The sequence below is a fragment of the Chitinophaga sedimenti genome (assembly GCF_023156195.1).
GTDB classification, from domain to species: Bacteria; Bacteroidota; Bacteroidia; order Chitinophagales; family Chitinophagaceae; genus Chitinophaga; species Chitinophaga sedimenti.
Map to the genome: position 1 here is coordinate 2,404,424 of NZ_JAKUKA010000001.1, position 19,543 is coordinate 2,423,966.

Here is a 19,543-nt window from a genome sequence, read left to right on the forward strand (position 1 = left end):
CCGTCACCTTCACAATTTACATACCATGAGCCCGGTGTTTGTTATTTTTATAGTACCGGCCCCAAACTTGCCGGACCTGCCTCCATATGAAGACGCTCTGGAAATATTTTAAAGAACAGCAATGGCGCGTAGTGCTGGCACTTGTACTGGCGGGCGTCGCGCAGCTGTTAAGCCTGGTGGATCCGATCATTTTCGGGAAGATCATCGACGATTATGCCACTAAACCTGTAAGCAGCAACGAACAGGACCTGGTGCGCGGGGTTATGTACTGGCTGGGTATTGCCATTGGCATTGCCATACTGGCGCGGATAGCGCGGGCGTTCCAGGATTTTGTGACGCGGCAGGCAGTACAGACCTTCGGTATGCAGATTTTCAACGACGGCCTGAAACAAACGCTGCGCCTGTCGTTCCAGGAATTTGAAGAACAGCGCAGCGGCGAAACGTTATCTGTGCTGCAAAAAGTAAAGATAGATACGGAGCGGTTCATCAACGCCTTTATCAACGTACTCTTTTCTTCGGTAGTGGGGATCGGATTCCTCATCTGGTACTCGATTACCAAAAACTGGATGCTGGTCCCCGTGTTTGTAATCGGCATCCCGGTACTTGGCTCCCTCACCGGCCTGCTAAGTAAAAAAATAAAAACAGTGCAGCGGAGCATTAACAAAGAGACGAATAAGATGTCGGGGGTAATTACGGAATCGCTGCGAAACATAGAACTGGTAAAGAGCCTGGGACTTACATTCCCGGAGATTCGTCGCCTGAAAGAGCAAACCCGAAAGATTTACGACCTGGAAATGTTGAAGACCCGGCGCGTACGCACACTTTCGTTTTTGCAAGGCACCACGCTCAACCTGTTACGGCAATCTATTTTATTCATTTTATTATGGCTGATATTCCGTCATGTGCTCAGCACCGGGGAACTGATCGCCATGCAATTTATTTCTACTTCTATCTTCGGCCCGCTGCAGGACCTGGGCAATATTATCCTTAGCTACCGCGAGGTGGAAGCGTCGGTACATAACTTTGACCAGCTGATGCAAAAGCCAGTGGAACGGCGGCCTGATGAACCGGTAGCAACCGGACCCTTAAAGGAAATCGAGTTCGACGGAGTAGTATTCCGCCATAAAACTGCGCACATAAATGCGATAGATGGGGTGAGTTTTGACGTAACCGCCGGACAAACCATCGCTTTCGTTGGTCCGTCGGGTTCCGGGAAATCAACCCTGGTCAAACTCCTCGTAGGGCTGTACCGCCCCGTATCAGGCAACATCCGCTTCAACGGCGTAGCCGCGAGTGATATCCGTTATAATGAGCTGCGCCGGCAGATCGGCTTTGTAACGCAGGACACGCAACTGTTTGCGGGCACGATCAAAGAAAACCTGCTCTTCGTAAAAGCCGATGCCACGGATGCGGAAATCCTTCACGCGCTGGACAAAGCCTCCTGTACCGGCCTGCTCGCCCGTTCCGCCAACGGCATCGACACGATATTAGGCGAAGGCGGCATGAAGCTGTCGGGCGGCGAGAAACAGCGCATCTCGATTGCCCGGGCCCTGCTTCGTAATCCGCGCCTGCTCATTTTCGACGAGGCCACTTCCGCCCTGGATTCGCTGACAGAAGATGATATTACCAACACGATCCGCGAAGTATCGGCCAGCCGCGAAAGGATTACGATATTAATCGCACACCGCCTCTCGACCATCATGCATGCCGATGTAATTTATGTACTGGAGAAAGGAAAGATTTCGGAAACGGGGCACCACAGCGCATTATTGGAGCAGAAGGGATTGTACTACGCCATGTGGCGGCAGCAGGTCGGCGAACGCCGGAGCGATGGGGTGAGATTGAAATAAATAGGGCTGCCGTTGACAGGCAGCCCTCACTGTTTTTCAAGCCGAAAATTCAAAGCAGAAGAAAAAAGCACCCCGTTCGGCCACTATATCCTGGTGCGAAGTTTTACTAACAAAGATTAGATTGACAATGAGTCCCCCATGCCGGTTCACCGGCGTATTACATTCGTGAAATTGTTTCTTATTAACGATTTTGACCTTTCCGCAGAAATTTTTTCTCATCAAAGTGTTCCATCACCAGCGCAGCGGCGCCGAGACGCTCTGCATCGTAACCTAAAGGTGAAATCATGATCTCGATATTCTCTGCTATTTTCGGGATACAATGCTCGTTCAGCGCCTGTTGAATCGGCGCCATCCACAGTCTGCCTGCGAGTGCTCCTCTTCCGCTGAGAACGATCAGTCCCGGGTTTAGAATATGTATCAGTATTGCCACGCCGCGACCAATGTGGTAAGCGGCCTGCGACACCAGTTCTACCGCGTATTTGTCGCCTTTTACAGCAGCATCCATTATCTTCTTAAACGTTTCTTCAAGGTTGTCGAGCGACAGGCCCTTCATTTGCGTAGTGCGCCCCTCACGAATGCCGGCAATCGCTTTTTCGGCGATGACGGACAGGGAGGTTTCTGTTTCCAGGCAGCCCATCTTCCCACAATTACAAATTTTGTTATTGGTGAAAAGCGGAATGTGACTGAACTCTCCGGCAAATCCACTTTCTCCGCGGAACAGGCTGCCATTCAGCACCATGCCCAAACCTATACCCCAGCCAATATTCACGACCATGGCATTCTGCCGGTTGCGCACACCGCCAAGCCGAAGTTCTGCGAGGGCAATGAGGCTCGAGTCATTATCAATCAACACGGGAAGCCCCGTCAGCAATTCGAGATATTCCGTAATATTACCCTGGCCAGCGTCGAGGAAGGAATAGTTCACCCCTTTCGTTACATCTACGAAACCCGGCATACCAATACCGATACCGGCAATGCGGTCTTTTTCGATACCCGATCCGCGGATAAAATCCACCGGTGTTTACCCAACTCCTGCAATGCGTCCGGCGTAGCGGACAAGTCCAGCGCAATCTGTTGCTGCTCGCCCACAAACTGGTTGTGCATATCCGGGATACCCATGCGGGTGACGAATTGATCCATCGCCACGGAAATAATATGCATGATATCCGGCTTCAGCGAATAGATCTGCGGACGGCGCCCACCGGTAGAAGTAGCATATCCGGACTCTACCACCTTCCCGTTTTCTACCAGCTCATAGAGGGCTTTAGAGGTATGCGGGAGGCTTTTTTCAGTAAGAACACTTAAATCTGCGCAAGACAGTTCCTTACTGAAGTATAGGTGCTTGATAAGCGATTTCTTATATAGAATCTGCCGGTCGGACAATTAAAAACTGGATTTAAAGATGTGATGAGATTGCATGCGCCAGGCTCTCAGTATCGTGGTATTTTCTTCTCACAAACAAGCGTTGTTATCATTCATCTCTTGAATAAAAGTAGGCAAACTTCTTTAAATTATGCAAGAAGTTTTGAGAAAAATTTAATTAGTTAGATATAATTATCAAAAAAGAGCATAAGAAATGGGATCAACGTTAATATTTCATCAGCATATGGAAAATAATACGACAGGAGCGCGGCCACCCACGCTCCTGCTCAATTGCTAGTGTTAATAACGATTATTTACGGTCAGAAACACGCTCCAACAGCCGGATAGCTGCCGCGGCGGCAAGACTGCCCGCCATATATAAGCCTACGGTAAGCGCTTTTGTGGTAAGCGTGCGACTGGTATGTTTGCTGTTGAGGGCAGTATGTTGCGGCACACAGACAGCAGCAACACCCGCGGCCGCGCCCAGCAGACCCGCTCGCAGGAACAGGTTCTTTTTACTCCCCGCAGCCGCGAGGCTGAAGTACATACCGTTACTGATGATATCGCCGGCCAGTGTAACATCGTGTAAATTATCGTCGCCGACGGATTTAAGTGGTGTTTTCGACAGACCCTTTGCCAACGCCTGCATACCGAGAAGATCAAGTCGCGGAGCTTTATGCGCGACATTGCGTGTTAATTCATGTAGTGCTGTAAGCACGCAGGCGCCTATCACTCCGCCTGCCATAGCGGCTCCTTTCATAAGAATGATTTTCTTTCATAGAAACAAATACCATTCCATGGGCGCTGGCTTATTTATTGATATGGTATACATAAACCACATCTTATGATGACCCGGCAGATTACCGTCAACTTACATGGCAACCTGGTAATGGCGGACTTACAAGTAGAAAAAGCAGCGAATGGCGTTGTGTACTATATAGTAGCTAACAAAAATTTTTCAGGTCAGATACCCGACCAGTTCCCGATTGTTGTTAACGAAGCGCATGAACCGGAGTACGATAAACAGGCGTTATCGGAAGAAGGACTTTATATTGTATTACAGATCTGGAATGAGATAAGGGCCTTGCCGGCGCAATTTAAGGGCGGAGAGATTTCATAAAGAAAGGTATAATGGCCGAACGGGCTATACGCATGTTGGTGCCTGATCGCAGAGATCTTATCCGCTGCTTACCGGCAGTGATGATTTGATAGGCATCACGTTCACCCGATCGTCTGCATTCATGTTATTACCCCTTCATTCACGAAGGAGTAAATTGGTATTGCCTGATCCGCTTACGATGCATCGTACCCCATGCATTCAACGCGAGGAAAACGTCGGATAAGGTATCACTGTACGGCGTTAACTCATATTCAACTACCGCTGGTTTCGTCTGCAATGTACGGCGCTTCACAAAGCCATTCAGCTCCAGCTCCTTCAATTCGTTCGACAACACCCTTGCTGAAATCCCGCGCACCCTGCGCTGCAACTCGTTAAACCGTAACGGCGCATCGCTCAGCGAGGCAATGATGCGCAACTTCCACTTGCCACCGATCACGTACAACGCATCATCGATAGCAGAAAGGCTGTTAACGCACTCCTGGCTGTCTACTCTTATTTTTCTTGCTAATTCACTTTGCATGCTGCATATTTTAACTTACCGGAAGGTTAGCACTAACCTTTGGTTTAGTTTGATGTTTTGACCGACTGTTGTCGATAGTTTTGTTGTGTTATTTACAACCGGCGTATCTCCACCGCAAATTTACTACTTAACGGCCAATGCGGCCGCTAACCTAAAGGTAAGCACTTTGGGAAGGGATGCCGTTTGCATCAAACTAAAAACAAAAAAATGAAACGGATATTACAGATTGTTTTCAGCCCCGCGCGGCGCGGCATCGTACAGCAACCAGCTCGGACAAGCCATCGTTGACCAGTTACTGGCCGCCCATCCGGGCAGTACTGTGCAAACCATTGACTTGTCGGAACAGCATTATCCGCACCTGAGCGCGGCACAGTTAAATTCTTTTTCACGCCGGAAGAAGCCCGCACCAGTGAGCATCACGACCTGAGCCGCCACTCCGACGAAGCAGCGGCAGCGGTGCTGGCGGCCGACATCCTCGTTATCTGCACCCCTGTCTGGAATTTCAATATCCCTTCTGCGTTAAAGGCCTGGCTGGACCATATTATTCGCTCGGGTATTACATTCCGGTACGGAACAGATGGGCCTGTCGGACTGGTGCAAAATAAAAAGGCCTACATCGCACTGGCTTCCGGCGGCGTGCTATCCGAAGAGCCTTATACAGCGTTCGATTTTGCCGTTCCTTATCTTAAAGCGGTACTTGCCTTTATCGGGCTTACGGATGTGAGTGTCGTACGGGTAGAAGGAACCGCTATTCCGGGCTTGCAGGAAACTGCATTGGAGAACGCAATTAGCAGCATCTACATAGGTTGATAAGAGAACAGCCGCCGAAGTGAGTTGCACAACGGCGGCTGAATATTATCCATGGGCTGATGGAAGCCCGCTTAAAGCCTGAATTGCTCGTAATCGTCGAAAAACGCACATACCTCCCGCGCCCATAAATCCGGTTCTTCCAGCGCCGCAAAATGGCCGCCTTTCGGCATCACGGTATAGCGCTGCACATTCACCATCCGCTGCGCGAATTCGCGCGGCACCGGGCTTCGCCGGGGAATACCGCCACTGCTGTGGGGGTGGACACCCGCCGCATTGACTGCGACATGCCCGCCTGCGCCCGCACCATGTAAGAGCGGATCGACGAGTTGATCGTTTGCGTCACCCAGTAAATCATGATATTGGTAAGCAGCTCGTCTTTCGAAAAACAGTTTTCGATATTGCCACGGCAATCACTCCACGTATAAAACTTCTCGATGATCCACGATGCAAGTCCCACGGGCGAATCATTGAGCGCATACCCCAGCGTCTGAGGTTTGGTGGAATGCTCCATCATGTAAGCACCCTCCTTCTGTATCCACTCCTGGATAAACTTCATAAACTGTTGTTCGGAAGGCGAGTATTCACCCGGATCCTCCTGTCCGCTGGGATAACCCACATCCGTCAGGAAAATAGCGCGTACAGCATTTGGGTACATATTTGCCAACGCTTTGGTGACGCCCGTCCCCATATCGCCCCCTGCTGCGAAAAACGATTGGTAACCAAGTGCGCTCATCAGTTTTATCCAGATATCAGCAGTCTCTTCATCATTCAGCGCTATTTTATCCGAAAAACCGAATCCTGGCAGCGATGGCACGATCACATCGAAACCAGCCTCGGCCAGCAGGGGAATCACTTTATAAAAACGATAGAAGCTGTCGGGCCAGCCGTGGCTCAGCAACAGCGGCTTATCGCCGGTAGTTACGTGTACGAAATGAATCTTTACGCCTTCTATATCTGCATGATACTGCGGAAATGTGTTAAGGATAGCCTCATGAGCACGCCAGTCGTAGCTTTCGAGCCAGTATTGCGATAATTCGCGGAGGTATTGCGGATTGGTGCCATAGTTCCACCCGGCGGCGCGGGGTTCATCCGTCCAGCGTGTATTTTTTAATCGATGTGTAAGATCATCTATGTCGCTTTGAGGGACATCTATCCTGAAAGGCGTTACCTGGTACATGGTTCCGTTTTAAAGGTTAAACAAATTGGGTACGGAAACCTTTACAAACTTTATGCCTCACCAGGTATCAGGATAGTATACCACTTTTGAGAAATCGCGGGCCGCCAGTTGCTGTGGATGGATGAAGAAACGATGCATACCCTCGTCGCCATCCTCTTTATCCACGCGTATTTGCAGCAGCGGCACATAACCTTCGAGCAACGGTTCGTGACAACGTGGGTCTTCACTCATGAAAGACGCGTAGCCACCCAGTTTATGGCCGCTCCGTACCAGGTTTTCGTGGATAAATTCCAACAACTGCGCTTTTTCAGCAGGATGATGTGCAGCAAAAGCCTCCGCGTCAAAGTGATGGGGGTTAGTCAGCGAATCGCCGATGCCCATATAATCGGTTTGTAGCGTGAACGACAATAGCTGTGGCGTTTTTATAGGGCGCGATGCATCTGTAAACAAATGCTCCGGTGACCACACCGATGTGGCCATTTCTTTCGGTTCGAAATACAGTACTTTAATAGATGGCGCGGTCGGTTCTTCATCAAAATGGTCCAGGTCGTTATCCATAGAAATGTAAAACTGTAACAGTCCTTCGCCCGGAAAGCCCGGCAATGCAGGCATTTGCGCGAAATTAAACTGTGCCAGCGGGAACAAATATTCGCCGGCATCATCTCTGGGATAGTCGTAACCTTGAGGCAGGACGGGAACATGCCCGAACTTGTTTCCATCCAGGGCTGCCACCCCGGGTTGCGTACTGATAACGAGCGAGGGAAGGCCAGCAGCTTTTACGTGCGACCAATAAGCGGCCAACTGTGCCGGCACTACCAGTCCATCATCCAACGTAGTCATTTCTAAAGGGGTTGCTTTTTCAAGCGGTTAAACAATACCATGGATCATTAATTTGACATTCAATTTACTAAAAATACCCGCAGCAGTCTGCCATTTCTTCTTCCCTCCCGCCGGGGCATAATCTTTGTGGGCGCTCCGCATGCAACAACCACAAAAGCCCGGGTATGTGCAGGTGAAAGGCGCCCGGGAACACAATCTTAAGAATGTAGACCTGTCGATTCCCCGCGATGCGCTGGTAGTGTTTACGGGCGTGTCGGGTTCCGGCAAATCTTCACTGGCCTTCGGCACCCTTTACGCCGAAGCTCAGCGCAGGTACCTGGAATCTGTTTCACCCTACGCCCGCCGCCTGTTTCACCAGATGGCCGTGCCCGAAGTGGATGAAATAGACGGACTTCCACCGGCCGTAGCCCTGCAACAACAAAGGGGCGCACCGACCACCCGCTCGTCTGTCGGCAGTGTGACCACGCTCTCCAACCTGTTGCGCATGTTATATTCAAGAGCAGGCGACTACCCGAAAGGACAATCCATCATCTATGCGGAAGCTTTTTCGCCCAATACGCCCGAAGGCGCCTGTCCCCGCTGCCATGGACTCGGCCGCATCTACGATGTGACCGAAAAAGCATGGTGCCGGATGATAGTCTTACGATACGCGAACGCGCCGTTGCCGCATGGCCCACCGCATGGCACGGACAAAACCTCCGCGACATCCTCATCACCATGGGCTATGATGTGGACCGTCCCTGGAAACAGTTGCCGAAAAAGGAACGCGAATGGATTCTGTTTACGGAAGATCAGCCTTCGGTGCCCGTATATCCGGGCTACACGCATGAAGAAGTGCAACGTGCTATTAAACGCAAGGAAGCACCCAGTTACATGGGTACCTTTACCAGCGCGCGCCGGCACATCATGCACACTTTCGCCAATACGCAAAGTCCGTTGATGAAAAAAGGGCGCAGCAATATATGTTGAGCAGCGATTGCCCGGTATGTAACGGCAAACGCCTGAAGCGCGAATCGCTGTCCGTGAAGTTTGCAGGATACGATATCGCTGAAATATCCGCCCTGCCGCTCGCGCAGATATACGAGTTGATTCTTCCTTTTGCAAAGGGAGACATCAAAAAGATCCTACGCACCCCGAAAAGGCCATGGTAGCGCAACGCATCGGGGAAGACGTGGCCGCCCGCATCAACGTATTATTAAAACTCGGTCTCGGTTATTTATCACCCGAACGCAGTACGCCTACGCTTTCGCCGGGTGAACTGCAGCGCCTTCGACTCGCCACACAGGTGCGCTCCAATTTGTTTGGCGTGGTATATGTGCTGGACGAACCCTCTGCCGGCCTGCATCCCGCCGACACGCAGGCGCTGCTTGAAGCACTGGATGGGCTTAAAGCAGCCGGCAACTCTTTGTTCGTCGTGGAACACGACCTCGATGTGGTACGTCATGCCGACTGGATCGTTGACGTAGGGCCGAATGCCGGCGAAAAGGGCGGTGAGATCCTGTATAGCGGTCCTCCCGGGGTCTCACAAAAGTAAAAGATTCGATTACCCGCAAATACTTGTTTCGCGAACAGTTGCTTCCAGCTTCCGCACAACGCGAGCCTTCGGGCTGGCTGAAGTTGGAAGGCGTGAGCCGGAACAACCTGCATCAGCTGGACGTGCAGTTTCCGCTCGGCGTATTTACAGCGGTAACGGGCGTGTCCGGTTCCGGTAAATCAAGCCTGGTAAGCCGGTGTTGATAGAACTGGTATCTGCACAACTGGGACAAACCATAGCAACAGACGATGAACAGGCCGACCTGATGGAAAAACGTCCCACCACGACAGGCGGACGTATAGCCTCCGGCATGAATACGATTAAAAGGCTGGTGCAGGTAGATCAGAAACCGATTGGCAGAACGCCGCGTTCGAATCTCGCTACTTATACGGGGCTATTCGATCATGTCCGTAAGTTATTTGCGGAAACGCCGGTCGCCAGGCAACGTAAATACGACGCCGGCCGCTTTTCGTTTAACGTGGCGAAGGGCCGCTGCCCGCATTGCGAAGGCGAAGGCTTCGTGATGGTAGAACTGTTGTTCCTGCCGAGCGTATACAGCCCCTGTCCTACTTGTGGCGGAAAACGGTATAATGATAAAACGCTTGAAGTCACTTATAAAGGCAAAAACATCGCGGAAGTATTGGGCATGAATGTGGATACCGCTATGGCGTTTTTCGCGGACGACACGGCCGTACACCGCTCGCTGACCGTATTGCACGAGGTGGGCCTCGGTTACCTGCGCCTGGGACAGCCCGCCACAGAGCTTTCCGGCGGCGAAGCGCAACGTATTAAACTGGCGACAGAACTGCAGCGTGTAGGCCGGGGCAACACGTTATATGTGCTGGATGAACCCACAACGGGTCTGCATCCTTCTGATACGGATAAATTGATCGCACAGCTCAATGGCCTCGTGGAAGCCGGCAATACGGTGATCGTGGTGGAACATAATATGCGCGTGGTAGCCGGCGCCGACTGGGTCATGGATATTGGTCCCGGCGCAGGTGAAAAGGGCGGAAAGGTAATTGCACAGGGGCGGCCGGAAGAAATAGCAAAACATAAGGAGAGCAAAACCGCGCCATATTTACATCAATTTCTCCATCATAAAAAATCCGGCCGTTAAGCCGGATTTTTCTTTATTTCTGCGCCAGTCGCCACTTCTGTGGGAACCACAGGGCTTTTTCCTTATTTGTCACCAACGGCATACAAGATATATTTTCAGCAAGATAACCGAAACCCTCGCTTTTCCTGGAAAATAACTTTAGCTTTCGCCAAAGTTAATCCGACGCCAATGTCTAAAAATGCCCTTCTTCTATTCTTCTCTTTAGCAGGATGTACGACTGTCCGTGCGCAGCAATTCGTTGCGAAGGCAGGTAACGATCTGTACTACAAAATGACCGAAACGCTGGACTTCCAGGAAAAAATCACTCATTCCGGCATCTGGCGCATACAGGTGAAAGCCGCTACGGATACGAGCCTGCTGCTGAACCTTACCTTACTTGAATACCAGCGCGAAAACTGGAGTAAAATTAATACTTCGGTAAACGAGTGGCTGCCCATCAACTCGACCAAAGACGTACAGCAGCTGGCCATCCTTCAAAAACCGTTCGACTTCCGGTTGAGCATCAGCCATGCTCCGGAGCAGGCAGAGATCGACAAGATCATGCGGGAGGCAATGGCCAGGTGGCAGATCATTCCGAACCATGCAGAAAGTCTGATAAAATCGGCCCAGTCTATCCTCGGGCAATATATCTTCATCACGTTTCCGCGGCTACCACGACCATTGCAGGAAATGAGCGGCACCATGACCACCGCCGACAGCACCACGGTGGAGGTTGTAGCCAAAGATGAACATACTATCCAATTAAAAACCAGGGCGAAAAACACGCCTAATGCAACGGCCCTTTTAAAACTGCAACTCAGCACCGGCATGCCGGTTTCGGGAGAGTTCAGGATGGATGCTTCCAATACCAGTGTTGGAACGTTTGCCCAAACCGCCACGATCGCGCTGATACCCGCACCCAAAGGCGCTATCGCCCGTGTGGATGAAATGCTTGTGGATGCATCCGTGAAGGGCGGATCTTTTAGTACGGCACTGCGCACCGGCCCCGAAGTAGATGCGGCGTTGCTGGAGAAGTACATAGGGGAATATGACCCGGCGATCGGCAAAAATACTGGATACCAGGTGGCCAAAATCACTCTGCTGCAGTCGTCGAACATGAAAGACAAATACGCGCGTTACAATGCCGCTTTGCGCCTGATCCCGAACGACGCGCTCACCAACACCCACCTGTTCAATAAAGCGCAGGAGCTAAAAGACACTGATCCGGAAGGCACGTACGACGTGATTAAATATATGAGCAAGGACAAACGCAGTTACCGCGAATGGATACAGCAATCTTTTGCACAAAACTTTACGCCGATGTTAGATACCCTGGGCGCTATCGCTTCCTGGAAAGAACACGGCGTATCTGAACCGGAAATCGCTAAATTTTTGTACCAGGCGCGCAACAGCCGCGCTTCGGCACAAAAACTCATCGCCCTGCTCGAAAAGGATAAGAACGATGTGATCCGCGACGAAATATACCCGTTGTACTTGTGGAATGAAGCGAAACAGCATCCGAACGACAAAGCCCTGCTGGCCAAAAACGCTTCACAACTGGAAAAATTCGGCAGCAAAAAAACAACCGGCAACCCGCATCGCTACGCACTGCTTCTGTACAAACAAATGCAGGAAACCGGCATGCGGCAGGAAGCCTCGCAACTGCTCGATCGTGAAATCACCCGCATGGAAAAACGCGCGCTCGACACGGCCGACAAGCAACGCTTCGCGGATCAAAACATGTTGGCCTATGCTTATAAACTGAAAAGTGAATCGGTTACGGGCGACCAGGAAAAGATGAAATACCTGGCCAAAGCGGCGCTTTATTCACCCAAAACCAACACAGAAAAAGCATACGACTCCTTCTACGATCGTGTGTTATTAAATTCAAAAGAAAGCTACCGTAGCGAGTTTGCCGATGCATTGCTGAAAAACGGCAATACGGTGGAAGCAATGAAAATACTCTCCGACCAATTGTATACCGATCCTACGATGCTTGGTGAGGTACAGCAATCGTTTAATAAACATCTTCCTGAAAAAGACTTCTACGACTTCTTACACCAGGTAGTCATGAAAAGCTGGAAAAGCGTACCCGCGTTTACGTTAAAGACACCTAATGGCGACGCCACTTACGCGCTGGGCGATTATAAAGGCAAATGGTTGCTGCTGGACTTCTGGGGCACCTGGTGTGCTCCCTGCCGACAGGAACTGCCGGAGCTTAACAAATTCTCCCAGGAGATTAAGCACCGCAGCGATGTCGCATTCTTATCCATTGCCTGCCACGACCAGCCCGACGCTGTAATCAGTTTCATGAAGGAAAAGCAATATCAGTTTACAGCCGTGATGTCCGACAACGTGGTGGAAAAGAATTACGAGGTAAGAGGCTATCCTTCCAAATACTTGATCAGTCCGGAGGGCGTGATGCTGGAGCTGTCATATGGCACCGACTGGCAGCGGGTGGTAAAAGACTTCCTGAACGTGAAGCCCAAAGAGGCAGGCGATAAAACGAAACTGCAGAACAAGAAAGAAATATAAACGAGCCCTTGCATACAAGCCGCTTCCAACCATGGAGCGGCTTTCTTTTTTTTTTAATAAGTACAAATTCCCCGAATAGTGTTAAATTTACAATAACTCGCTTGCTCAACACATTCTATTTACGCTACACCCTTGAAACCCTGATTAAATCGTAAGCAATCATTAAACCCCGCCACATGACCAGAAGGAATGTAATTGCGCGGATGACATTTTCCGGCGCCGGCCTGCTAGCCCTTTTGGCGGTTATAAGTGGTCGGAACGTTACATACAGCCAGACATCGCTTACCTGCACGTCAACAAACCCCTCATCTCCGCGCTGGCAGAAACGATTATTCCCCGCACCGATCTCCCGGGAGCTACCGATGCCGGCGTAGCAGATTACATCCTGCTCATCATGGAAGATTGTTGTAATGAGAAGAATCAACAACGCTTCATCAACGGCCTGAAAGACGTGCAGAAAGACAGCTGGTCACAGTTTGGGAAAGCGTACGAACATTGCACTGCCCACCAGCAGGAGCAACTATTGAGAGATTATGCGCAGGACGCCAGTCACGCTAAAGGCTTGCTGGCCCGTATCAGGGACCGCCTGGCGGGTAAACCGTTCTTTTATTTGTTGAAGGAATATACCGTGGAGGGGTACTGCACTTCTGAAGCCGGCGCTACACAGGCGCTTGCCTATTTGTATATTCCCGGACATTATGACCCATGCACCATACTGGCGCCCGACCAACATTCATGGGCGATCAATTAACGATCATGAACACATTCAATACTTACGATGCTATTGTTGTCGGCTCAGGCATCAGCGGCGGTTGGGCCGCGCGGGAACTGTGCGAACAGGGTTTAAAAACCCTCGTGCTCGAACGCGGGAAAAATGTAGAGCATGTGAAAGATTACACCACCGCGGGCATGCACACATGGGACTTTAAACACCGGTTGCAGCTCACCCGTGCAAACAAAGCCATTAACCATGCCCACCGCTTTATTTCCGACGAATCCACGATGCAATTCTTTGTAAACGAAAAAGATCATCCATACGAAAGCCAGCACCCCTTTAACTGGATACGCGGTTACCAGGTAGGCGGTCGGTCGCTCACCTGGGGCCGGCAGTGTTACCGCATGAGTGATCTTGATTTTGAAGCAAATATCCGCGAGGGCATTGGGGTAGACTGGCCCATCAGGTACAGAGACCTTGCACCATGGTACGATTACGTGGAAACGTATATTGGGATCAGCGGCGCACCCGAACAACTGCCTCATTTGCCGGATAGTATATTTCTGCCACCGATGGAAATGAATTGCCACGGAACAACACTTCAGTGAACAGTTGCGCAGGCACTACACCGACCGAATTGCCACCATTGCGAGGGTAGCAAACCTTACAAAAGGCTGGAACGGCCGCGGACCATGTCAATATCGGAACCTGTGTAGCCGCGGCTGCCCGTATGGCGGGTATTTCAGCAGCAATGCCGCCACATTGCCGGCGGCCCGGGCCACCGGTAACCTGACCCTGCTCACAGATACCATTGTGCAGGAAGTATTATACGACGATGCTGCGCAACGGGCCGCCGGCGTACGTGTAATTGATGCACACACGAAAAAACGTACCGATTACCACGCAAAAGTGATATTCCTGAACGCTTCGACGATTAACACTGCGGCTATTCTCCTGCAATCCGTCAGCAAACGCTTTCCCGACGGCATGGGAAACGATAGCGGTCAGCTGGGCCGTAACTTGATGGATCATTTTACAGGCACAGGCGCATCAGCTACTTTCGGCGGTTTTAAAGACAAATATTATTATGGGCGCCGGCCAGCCGGTATTTATATACCGCGTTTCCGCAACCTCCCGGGACAACCGGCCCATCCGAAATATGTGCGGGGCTATGGGCTACAGGGCCATGGTGAACGTGCAGGATGGCGGGAACAGATGGCAAACATACCGGGATTTGGCGCCCGCTTCAAAACGCAGTTATTAAAGCCCGGCCCCTGGCAGATATGGCTGGGCGGCTGGGGCGAAACATTACCCTATGCACACAACCGCATCACCTTACAGCACGAAAAAACCGACCAGTGGGGACTGCCCCTGGTGAATATCAATTTTGAGTATGGGTTAAACGAAATGCAGATGCGGAAAGACATACTCCATAGTGTGCAGGAAATACTGGAGGTAACCGGCTTCAAAAACATACGCACTTACGACCATTTAGATCCCGGCGGATCAGCAGTGCACGAAATGGGCACGGCACGTATGGGCCATGATCCGCAAACCTCCGTACTAAATGGTCACAATCAGTTGCACGCGGTTAAAAATGTATTTGTAACTGATGGTAGCTGCATGACTTCTTCGGGCTCAGTGAATCCCTCGCTCACCTATATGGCCTTAACAGCCGGGGCCTGCAGTTATGCCATGGAATTACTGAAGAAGGGGGAATTGTAATTGATAAAAAAACGGAGCGCTGCATGGCAACGCTCCGTTTTCAATTATATCTATTTGGTATCTTTTAGTTATTACCAGCGATTGTAGCCACCGCCACCACCGTCACCGCCACGGTTGTAACCACCACCGCCGCCACCGCCGCGATTGAAGCCACCGCCGCCGCCGCCACGGTTAAATCCGCCGCCACCACCGCGGTTAAATCCGCCGCCGCCGCGATTATCACGTCTTGGAGCCGGGGTTTGGCCTCGCTTACCACCATGGCCTTACCATTCATATCGAAACCCTGAGACGCATTGATGGCTTCCACCGCTTCTTCGTCATTCGGCATTTCAATAAAAGCAAAACCTTTGCTGCGGCCGGAGAATTTATCAGTAACCAGTTTTACCTCGGTCACCAATCCGTACTGCGCAAAGTGCATGGTGAGATCTACAGTATCTACGCTAAAATCAAGGTTTTCAACATAAATATTCATTCGTCAAATTTTTTAAGTGTTATAAACAGCTGAACGGTTGGCCTTGGAAATATCCGGTCCGGATTACGTAACGATGTATTTCTTTGACTTATTATTCAAAAACGGGATAAAAATACTGAGATTAAGCGATAACGGAAGGTGGGATTAACTAGCTAGTAAACCGGCCCTTATGACGAATTGCTATGAACTCAACTACTTTTTGTAACCAAAGGTAGCTTTTTCCCGGTTTTTCAGGCATTTTTTCCTATCCGGGATTATTTTAACAAGAAATGCCCGGCGGCGGGCGGCAACGGGGCCGCCTGACTGCCAGGCATTTAGTATGTTTTGTCCCCGGTACCTACCAGGTCTTCTCCCCTTTCTTCATCTTTTCAAGCGTAACCGGTACTCGGGCCCGCCATCGGCTTTCGCCGCCTCCTCCTGTATTTTAATTGCCTCCGCCTTTTTACCCATCTTATACAGCAGGTTGGCGTAAGTGTCCGGGAACTGCGGCTGCCGCACCGGCTTCAACGACTCTTTAGACCAGGCCAACGCCGCTTCCAGGCAGGCTTTATCGTCGCAGTGCTGGAATACACTCCAGGCAAATTCGTTCAGGTCGAACTCCCTGACGCTCGAGCGGTACTTCGCCAGATGCTGATTCGTAGCATCACGAAAGGCCGGCCAGTCCTTCTGTTGCAGGGCATAAAACATCCGGGACGACGACAACAGCTCCCCGGCAATATCAGCATAGTCGGTCTTCAGCGCCGCGGCGGCCTTGTCCCATTGCGGCTCTTTGACGCCTTCGGGATACAGCGCCGGTTGCAACACCTTAGAGGTCACGATTTGTTTTACCAGCGCCGCGCTCTGTGGACGGCCCAGGATGCTGTCTACCACCGCGCCCTGCTCCCGTAATATCTTAAAACCGGGGTCGGCCGGACTGGAAGTAGCACTGATCAGCAACTGCAAAGTCGGCTTGTTCAACAGATCGGGCTGCGTTTTCAGGTAGGCGCCAACTACTTCAGAGGCATTTTTACTATCATAGCTGCCCAATGCAGATTTGGCAAGTCTTAACAGGAAGGCCGTATCCCTATCCCCCGCGTGAAAACGCTTCAGCTGCGTATAGTAATGCTGGGCAGGGTCGATAGCAGCTTTTCCTTTTTCTATAAACACTTCTGCGGGAGACGAACCCACCGCGCGGTGCACAATTTCCCCATCAGGACTAAAGAAAAGATAGGTAGGATAAGCGCGAACGTTGTAGTCGGCGCCCAGTTTCTTTGCATCCTCGTACCAGCCCTTTACCAGGTCGTTGTCGTCCTTGGTCTGGTCCATCTGCACCTTTACATTTATGTAATTGGCGTTGTAAAACCCGCCCACCGTTTCCAGGGGAAAAATATCTTTACTCATGATTTTGCAGGGGCCGCACCAGGTGGTAAAGGCATCTACAAAAATGAATTTGTTTTCGGCTTTGGCCTTTGCCTTTACTTCCTCCCAGCTGGCGGCATGCGTAAACTGCATCCCCTTTTCTTGGGCGAAAACGGCGCCATTGATCAGCAATAGCATGGCTAACAGACGTGTCTTCATCGTAGTGGTGGTTTAAAGTAAAAGATGTTGGGTTAAGGTGTACTGGCTAACGACATACTGAATATACGAAATTCCCCGGCGGTACGGAGTTTTTATTGAAGAATGGCCAGCAGGCTTTTACGTCCGTTAGCGCGGGCCCAGGTGAGGGGTGTTTCTTTTGCTTCATTTTGATGATGAATATCAGCGCCGTGTCGTAGTAACAACTGCACCTGTTCGGGTGCATACCGTCGTTTGATGGCCGTCATTAATACCGTATCGCCGATACATCGGCCCTGTTCACGTTGGCGCCATGTTGCAGGAACCATTCCGCTACTGCAAAACGTTTCCAGCGATAGGCGGAGGTAAAAGGCGTTTCAAACCCATGCGGATCTTCGAGCGGTGCGCCATGTTTATGAAACAGGGCAGCGGCTTCCATATCATCGTTCCAGGCGATGGCGAACATGCAGTGATCAGGTGTGGCGCCATGTTCGAGGAGCCAGGTATACAGAGTTTTGTTGCGGCCACGGGTATAAGCATACCACAACGGCGTAGCCGGAAAATTACAACGCTCGTCCGGGATGTTATGAATACTGTTAATGTCCATTCCTTTTTGCAGTAACAACTGTAATAATTGCAGGCCCGCATCTGAAGCCGTGGTTTTGGCGCCGCACAGGAAATGCAAAGCATTGCGACCGTCTTTTCCGGTACTGTGCAGCAATGCAGGCGACTTGTCCAGTAAAGCGGCAACCGTAACAACATCATGCGCTTTAACGGCTTTCAGGAATGTATTCATCAACCTAAGTTACTGCTTCTTTTCATACTACGTGGCGAACTATGTACGGCCGGCCCCTGAGCACATCACTGTTGCCGCACCCGGCCACGCTCATCCCCGGCAGCCTCTCTCGGCTTCTTTTGTGCGCCCCCGAAGCTGCGGGTGTAGGTCAGTTTCGCAAGCGTCGCCTGCGTATGTTCCGGGTAAATGAAAATATCATTATCCAGCCCGTACGCCTCGCGTGTTAGTTTACCGAACAGGCTGTTATTGCGGTTCTGGCGAAAAACATCCGTTACAATGAGGTTAAAACTCCCGTGGTTGCTGCCCAGATCCTTCCTGAGACCGGCGTTCATAAGTCCCCGGCCACGAACTTCAATGGTACCGTAGTAATGGCGGGACGTATACCAGCCGGAAAGCTCCGCACTAAAGCCGGCCGGCAATATAAATACCTCTGAAAAATTGAGCGTCAACATTGGGTAAGTTTTGGTGACAGGCATTTCTGTAAACGTGATCCGTAATTGCTTCACGCCACCCCAAAGGGTGTAATTCATGTTCCACCATGACCGGGGCTTAAACGGCAGCACCGCCTGCAAAGCTGCATAACCTTCATAGGCCAGGTTCTGCGGCGTAAAATATGCCAGCGTTTTATCCGGCCCATACACCGCCTGCGAATACACAATGGGCCTGCGCGTATAATTCGTCAATGCACTAAACGCGTAGCCATTATAGTTATACCCGAATTTCAACAGGTGGCTGATCGTGTTACGCAGTCGCGGATTACCGGAAAATACGGATACCGGGTCGTTGTAACTGAGGTAAGATGACAGGTCGTTATAAGAAGGACGGCTGATGCGCTGCGTATAACTCAGCAACCAGTCGGTTTTATCATTCACCTGCCGGGTAAAAGCAATATTGGGAAAAAAGTTGCCCTGGTTACGCGCCACCGGCGGCTCCTTTCCATCGGCGCTGCGTATGCGGCCACCTACATATTCGTACCGGCCACCAAAAGTCAAACTTGTTTTCGGGTTGATGGTCGCCGCCATGGAAATCCATACTGCCCCGATCCCTTCGCGCATACTGTACCGGGAAGATACCGCCCGATTGGCCCACTCACCATCCACAAGGCTGTACAGCGCCGAACGACTGTCGCTGCTGCTATAGGTACCTTTTATCCCGGCTTCCAGCTTTAATTGCCCAGGTAATGGGCGCGTGTATTTCAGCGTCAGCACCCCGAGCTGGATAATCGTAGCGCCCTCACCGCGATGCTCCGGCGCCTGCAGACTATCGTCCCGGATGACTGCCGGCTGATCGTTGCGGCCGAAGTAAGCATTACTCATGCGCGACGGATTGTATTGACGGTAACGCAGGTAGTCGGCGCTGAGCCCCAACTGGCCACCACCGGCGAAGGTGCGGTCGAGGTAAGTAGAAAGTACCCCGTTGCGCCAGCGGTTAAGGTTATTCGCAGCCGTAGTCACT

26 protein-coding genes are annotated in these 19,543 nt (G+C 51.1%); 13 read left to right on the forward strand and 13 right to left on the reverse strand.

Annotated elements, in window-relative coordinates:
- The first annotated feature begins 86 nt into the window (after positions 1-86).
- A complete protein-coding gene (locus MKQ70_RS13720) occupies positions 87-1,850 on the forward strand; it encodes an ABC transporter ATP-binding protein (RefSeq protein WP_248072012.1) in 1,764 nt (587 codons plus the stop codon).
- Between the two features lie 181 nt (positions 1,851-2,031).
- On the opposite strand, the gene MKQ70_RS13725 is transcribed toward MKQ70_RS13720, so the two are convergent.
- The 3 genes from MKQ70_RS13725 to MKQ70_RS13735 form a co-directional block, all read right to left on the reverse strand.
- Positions 2,032-2,865 carry an ROK family protein gene (locus tag MKQ70_RS13725; protein ID WP_248072014.1) on the reverse strand — a complete coding sequence of 278 codons (834 nt, stop codon included), beginning with the start codon at positions 2,863-2,865 and terminating at the stop codon, positions 2,032-2,034.
- Positions 2,790-3,083 (reverse strand): hypothetical protein, encoded by a 294-nt coding sequence (locus MKQ70_RS13730; protein ID WP_248072015.1) that lies wholly within the window; start codon positions 3,081-3,083, stop codon positions 2,790-2,792. Before MKQ70_RS13730 ends, MKQ70_RS13725 begins: the two co-directional genes overlap by 76 nt.
- A gap of 439 nt (positions 3,084-3,522) precedes the next feature.
- Positions 3,523-3,972, reverse strand: coding sequence for a hypothetical protein (locus MKQ70_RS13735; RefSeq protein WP_248072016.1), 450 nt, complete (start codon positions 3,970-3,972; stop codon positions 3,523-3,525).
- 84 nt (positions 3,973-4,056) lie between these two features.
- Between MKQ70_RS13735 and MKQ70_RS13740 the strand changes: the two genes are divergently transcribed.
- Positions 4,057-4,332, forward strand: coding sequence for a hypothetical protein (locus MKQ70_RS13740; RefSeq protein ID WP_248072017.1), 276 nt, complete (start codon positions 4,057-4,059; stop codon positions 4,330-4,332).
- Positions 4,333-4,471: 139 nt separating this feature from the next.
- On the opposite strand, the gene MKQ70_RS13745 is transcribed toward MKQ70_RS13740, so the two are convergent.
- Positions 4,472-4,852, reverse strand: coding sequence for a winged helix-turn-helix transcriptional regulator (locus MKQ70_RS13745; protein ID WP_248072021.1), 381 nt, complete (start codon positions 4,850-4,852; stop codon positions 4,472-4,474).
- Positions 4,853-5,078: 226 nt separating this feature from the next.
- Between MKQ70_RS13745 and MKQ70_RS38405 the strand changes: the two genes are divergently transcribed.
- Together MKQ70_RS38405 and MKQ70_RS38410 are read left to right on the forward strand one after the other, a co-directional pair.
- Positions 5,079-5,279 (forward strand): NAD(P)H-dependent oxidoreductase, encoded by a 201-nt coding sequence (locus MKQ70_RS38405; protein ID WP_282456472.1) that lies wholly within the window; start codon positions 5,079-5,081, stop codon positions 5,277-5,279.
- Positions 5,280-5,308: 29 nt separating this feature from the next.
- Positions 5,309-5,662, forward strand: a complete 354-nt coding sequence (locus MKQ70_RS38410; protein WP_308199020.1) for an FMN-dependent NADH-azoreductase — start codon at positions 5,309-5,311, stop codon at positions 5,660-5,662.
- Between the two features lie 71 nt (positions 5,663-5,733).
- Here the strand turns inward: MKQ70_RS38410 and MKQ70_RS13755 are convergent, their stop codons facing one another.
- The 4 genes from MKQ70_RS13755 to MKQ70_RS38415 all read right to left on the reverse strand — a co-directional run bounded on the left by MKQ70_RS13755 (position 5,734) and on the right by MKQ70_RS38415 (position 8,165).
- Positions 5,734-5,883, reverse strand: coding sequence for an alpha/beta fold hydrolase (locus MKQ70_RS13755; RefSeq protein ID WP_248072022.1), 150 nt, complete (start codon positions 5,881-5,883; stop codon positions 5,734-5,736).
- Positions 5,853-6,839: an epoxide hydrolase family protein gene (locus MKQ70_RS13760; protein ID WP_248072023.1), complete on the reverse strand. Its 987-nt coding sequence runs from the start codon at positions 6,837-6,839 to the stop codon at positions 5,853-5,855. Before MKQ70_RS13760 ends, MKQ70_RS13755 begins: the two co-directional genes overlap by 31 nt.
- Before the next feature lie 57 nt (positions 6,840-6,896).
- Positions 6,897-7,679 carry a YwqG family protein gene (locus MKQ70_RS13765; RefSeq protein ID WP_248072027.1) on the reverse strand — a complete coding sequence of 261 codons (783 nt, stop codon included), beginning with the start codon at positions 7,677-7,679 and terminating at the stop codon, positions 6,897-6,899.
- Between the two features lie 351 nt (positions 7,680-8,030).
- The gene (locus MKQ70_RS38415) at positions 8,031-8,165 is read right to left on the reverse strand and encodes a hypothetical protein (RefSeq protein ID WP_282456473.1); all 135 of its coding nucleotides are present in this window, start codon (positions 8,163-8,165) and stop codon (positions 8,031-8,033) included.
- 135 nt (positions 8,166-8,300) lie between these two features.
- On the opposite strand from MKQ70_RS38415, the gene MKQ70_RS13770 reads away from it, so the two are divergent.
- The 9 genes from MKQ70_RS13770 to MKQ70_RS13805 all read left to right on the forward strand — a co-directional run bounded on the left by MKQ70_RS13770 (position 8,301) and on the right by MKQ70_RS13805 (position 15,287).
- Positions 8,301-8,648, forward strand: a complete 348-nt coding sequence (locus MKQ70_RS13770; protein WP_248072029.1) for an excinuclease ABC subunit UvrA — start codon at positions 8,301-8,303, stop codon at positions 8,646-8,648.
- Positions 8,642-8,830, forward strand: a complete 189-nt coding sequence (locus MKQ70_RS13775) for a hypothetical protein (protein WP_248072030.1) — start codon at positions 8,642-8,644, stop codon at positions 8,828-8,830. The genes MKQ70_RS13770 and MKQ70_RS13775 overlap by 7 nt, the downstream gene beginning before the upstream one ends.
- The gene (locus tag MKQ70_RS13780; protein ID WP_248072032.1) at positions 8,824-9,213 is read left to right on the forward strand and encodes a P-loop NTPase family protein; all 390 of its coding nucleotides are present in this window, start codon (positions 8,824-8,826) and stop codon (positions 9,211-9,213) included. Before MKQ70_RS13775 ends, MKQ70_RS13780 begins: the two co-directional genes overlap by 7 nt.
- A gap of 23 nt (positions 9,214-9,236) precedes the next feature.
- Entirely contained in the window at positions 9,237-9,416 is a 180-nt protein-coding gene (locus MKQ70_RS13785) for a hypothetical protein (protein WP_248072034.1), read from the forward strand.
- Complete coding sequence (locus MKQ70_RS13790; RefSeq protein ID WP_248072036.1) at positions 9,410-10,333, forward strand: excinuclease ABC subunit UvrA; 924 nt, start codon at positions 9,410-9,412, stop codon at positions 10,331-10,333. Before MKQ70_RS13785 ends, MKQ70_RS13790 begins: the two co-directional genes overlap by 7 nt.
- 168 nt (positions 10,334-10,501) lie before the next feature.
- Positions 10,502-12,847, forward strand: a complete 2,346-nt coding sequence (locus MKQ70_RS13795) for a TlpA family protein disulfide reductase (protein WP_248072038.1) — start codon at positions 10,502-10,504, stop codon at positions 12,845-12,847.
- Between the two features lie 316 nt (positions 12,848-13,163).
- On the forward strand, positions 13,164-13,598 hold the full coding sequence (locus MKQ70_RS13800; RefSeq protein WP_282457297.1) for a gluconate 2-dehydrogenase subunit 3 family protein: 435 nt from the start codon (positions 13,164-13,166) through the stop codon (positions 13,596-13,598).
- A complete protein-coding gene (locus tag MKQ70_RS41225) occupies positions 13,583-14,170 on the forward strand; it encodes an FAD-dependent oxidoreductase (protein WP_308199022.1) in 588 nt (195 codons plus the stop codon). Before MKQ70_RS13800 ends, MKQ70_RS41225 begins: the two co-directional genes overlap by 16 nt.
- 4 nt (positions 14,171-14,174) lie before the next feature.
- Complete coding sequence (locus MKQ70_RS13805; protein ID WP_308199023.1) at positions 14,175-15,287, forward strand: GMC oxidoreductase; 1,113 nt, start codon at positions 14,175-14,177, stop codon at positions 15,285-15,287.
- 64 nt (positions 15,288-15,351) lie between these two features.
- Here the strand turns inward: MKQ70_RS13805 and MKQ70_RS13810 are convergent, their stop codons facing one another.
- From MKQ70_RS13810 to MKQ70_RS13830, 5 genes are all read right to left on the reverse strand, one after another.
- A complete protein-coding gene (locus MKQ70_RS13810; protein WP_248072040.1) occupies positions 15,352-15,759 on the reverse strand; it encodes an RNA recognition motif domain-containing protein in 408 nt (135 codons plus the stop codon).
- Positions 15,760-16,119: 360 nt separating this feature from the next.
- The gene (locus MKQ70_RS13815; protein ID WP_248072042.1) at positions 16,120-17,316 is read right to left on the reverse strand and encodes a thioredoxin family protein; all 1,197 of its coding nucleotides are present in this window, start codon (positions 17,314-17,316) and stop codon (positions 16,120-16,122) included.
- A gap of 92 nt (positions 17,317-17,408) precedes the next feature.
- On the reverse strand, positions 17,409-17,561 hold the full coding sequence (locus MKQ70_RS13820; protein WP_248072044.1) for an ankyrin repeat domain-containing protein: 153 nt from the start codon (positions 17,559-17,561) through the stop codon (positions 17,409-17,411).
- Positions 17,561-18,088 (reverse strand): ankyrin repeat domain-containing protein, encoded by a 528-nt coding sequence (locus MKQ70_RS13825; protein WP_248072046.1) that lies wholly within the window; start codon positions 18,086-18,088, stop codon positions 17,561-17,563. The genes MKQ70_RS13820 and MKQ70_RS13825 overlap by 1 nt, the downstream gene beginning before the upstream one ends.
- Positions 18,089-18,153: 65 nt before the next feature.
- The gene (locus MKQ70_RS13830) at positions 18,154-19,542 is read right to left on the reverse strand and encodes an outer membrane beta-barrel family protein (RefSeq protein ID WP_308199460.1); all 1,389 of its coding nucleotides are present in this window, start codon (positions 19,540-19,542) and stop codon (positions 18,154-18,156) included.
- Between the last annotated feature and the right edge of the window lies 1 nt (position 19,543).

Coding starts and splice junctions, on each gene's coding strand:
- MKQ70_RS13770 (WP_248072029.1), top strand. CDS start 8,301: ATGGTGCCGGATGATAGTCTTACGATACGCGAACGCGCCGTTGCCGCA.
- MKQ70_RS13795 (WP_248072038.1), top strand. CDS start 10,502: ATGTCTAAAAATGCCCTTCTTCTATTCTTCTCTTTAGCAGGATGTACG.
- MKQ70_RS13765 (WP_248072027.1), bottom strand. CDS start 7,679: ATGACTACGTTGGATGATGGACTGGTAGTGCCGGCACAGTTGGCCGCT.
- MKQ70_RS13780 (WP_248072032.1), top strand. CDS start 8,824: ATGGTAGCGCAACGCATCGGGGAAGACGTGGCCGCCCGCATCAACGTA.
- MKQ70_RS13745 (WP_248072021.1), bottom strand. CDS start 4,852: ATGCAAAGTGAATTAGCAAGAAAAATAAGAGTAGACAGCCAGGAGTGC.
- MKQ70_RS13760 (WP_248072023.1), bottom strand. CDS start 6,839: ATGTACCAGGTAACGCCTTTCAGGATAGATGTCCCTCAAAGCGACATA.
- MKQ70_RS13740 (WP_248072017.1), top strand. CDS start 4,057: ATGATGACCCGGCAGATTACCGTCAACTTACATGGCAACCTGGTAATG.
- MKQ70_RS13825 (WP_248072046.1), bottom strand. CDS start 18,088: ATGAATACATTCCTGAAAGCCGTTAAAGCGCATGATGTTGTTACGGTT.
- MKQ70_RS13810 (WP_248072040.1), bottom strand. CDS start 15,759: ATGAATATTTATGTTGAAAACCTTGATTTTAGCGTAGATACTGTAGAT.
- MKQ70_RS13720 (WP_248072012.1), top strand. CDS start 87: ATGAAGACGCTCTGGAAATATTTTAAAGAACAGCAATGGCGCGTAGTG.
- MKQ70_RS41225 (WP_308199022.1), top strand. CDS start 13,583: ATGGGCGATCAATTAACGATCATGAACACATTCAATACTTACGATGCT.
- MKQ70_RS38415 (WP_282456473.1), bottom strand. CDS start 8,165: ATGCGCAACAGGTTGGAGAGCGTGGTCACACTGCCGACAGACGAGCGG.
- MKQ70_RS13735 (WP_248072016.1), bottom strand. CDS start 3,972: ATGAAAGGAGCCGCTATGGCAGGCGGAGTGATAGGCGCCTGCGTGCTT.
- MKQ70_RS13775 (WP_248072030.1), top strand. CDS start 8,642: ATGTTGAGCAGCGATTGCCCGGTATGTAACGGCAAACGCCTGAAGCGC.
- MKQ70_RS13815 (WP_248072042.1), bottom strand. CDS start 17,316: ATGAAGACACGTCTGTTAGCCATGCTATTGCTGATCAATGGCGCCGTT.
- MKQ70_RS13820 (WP_248072044.1), bottom strand. CDS start 17,561: ATGACGGCCATCAAACGACGGTATGCACCCGAACAGGTGCAGTTGTTA.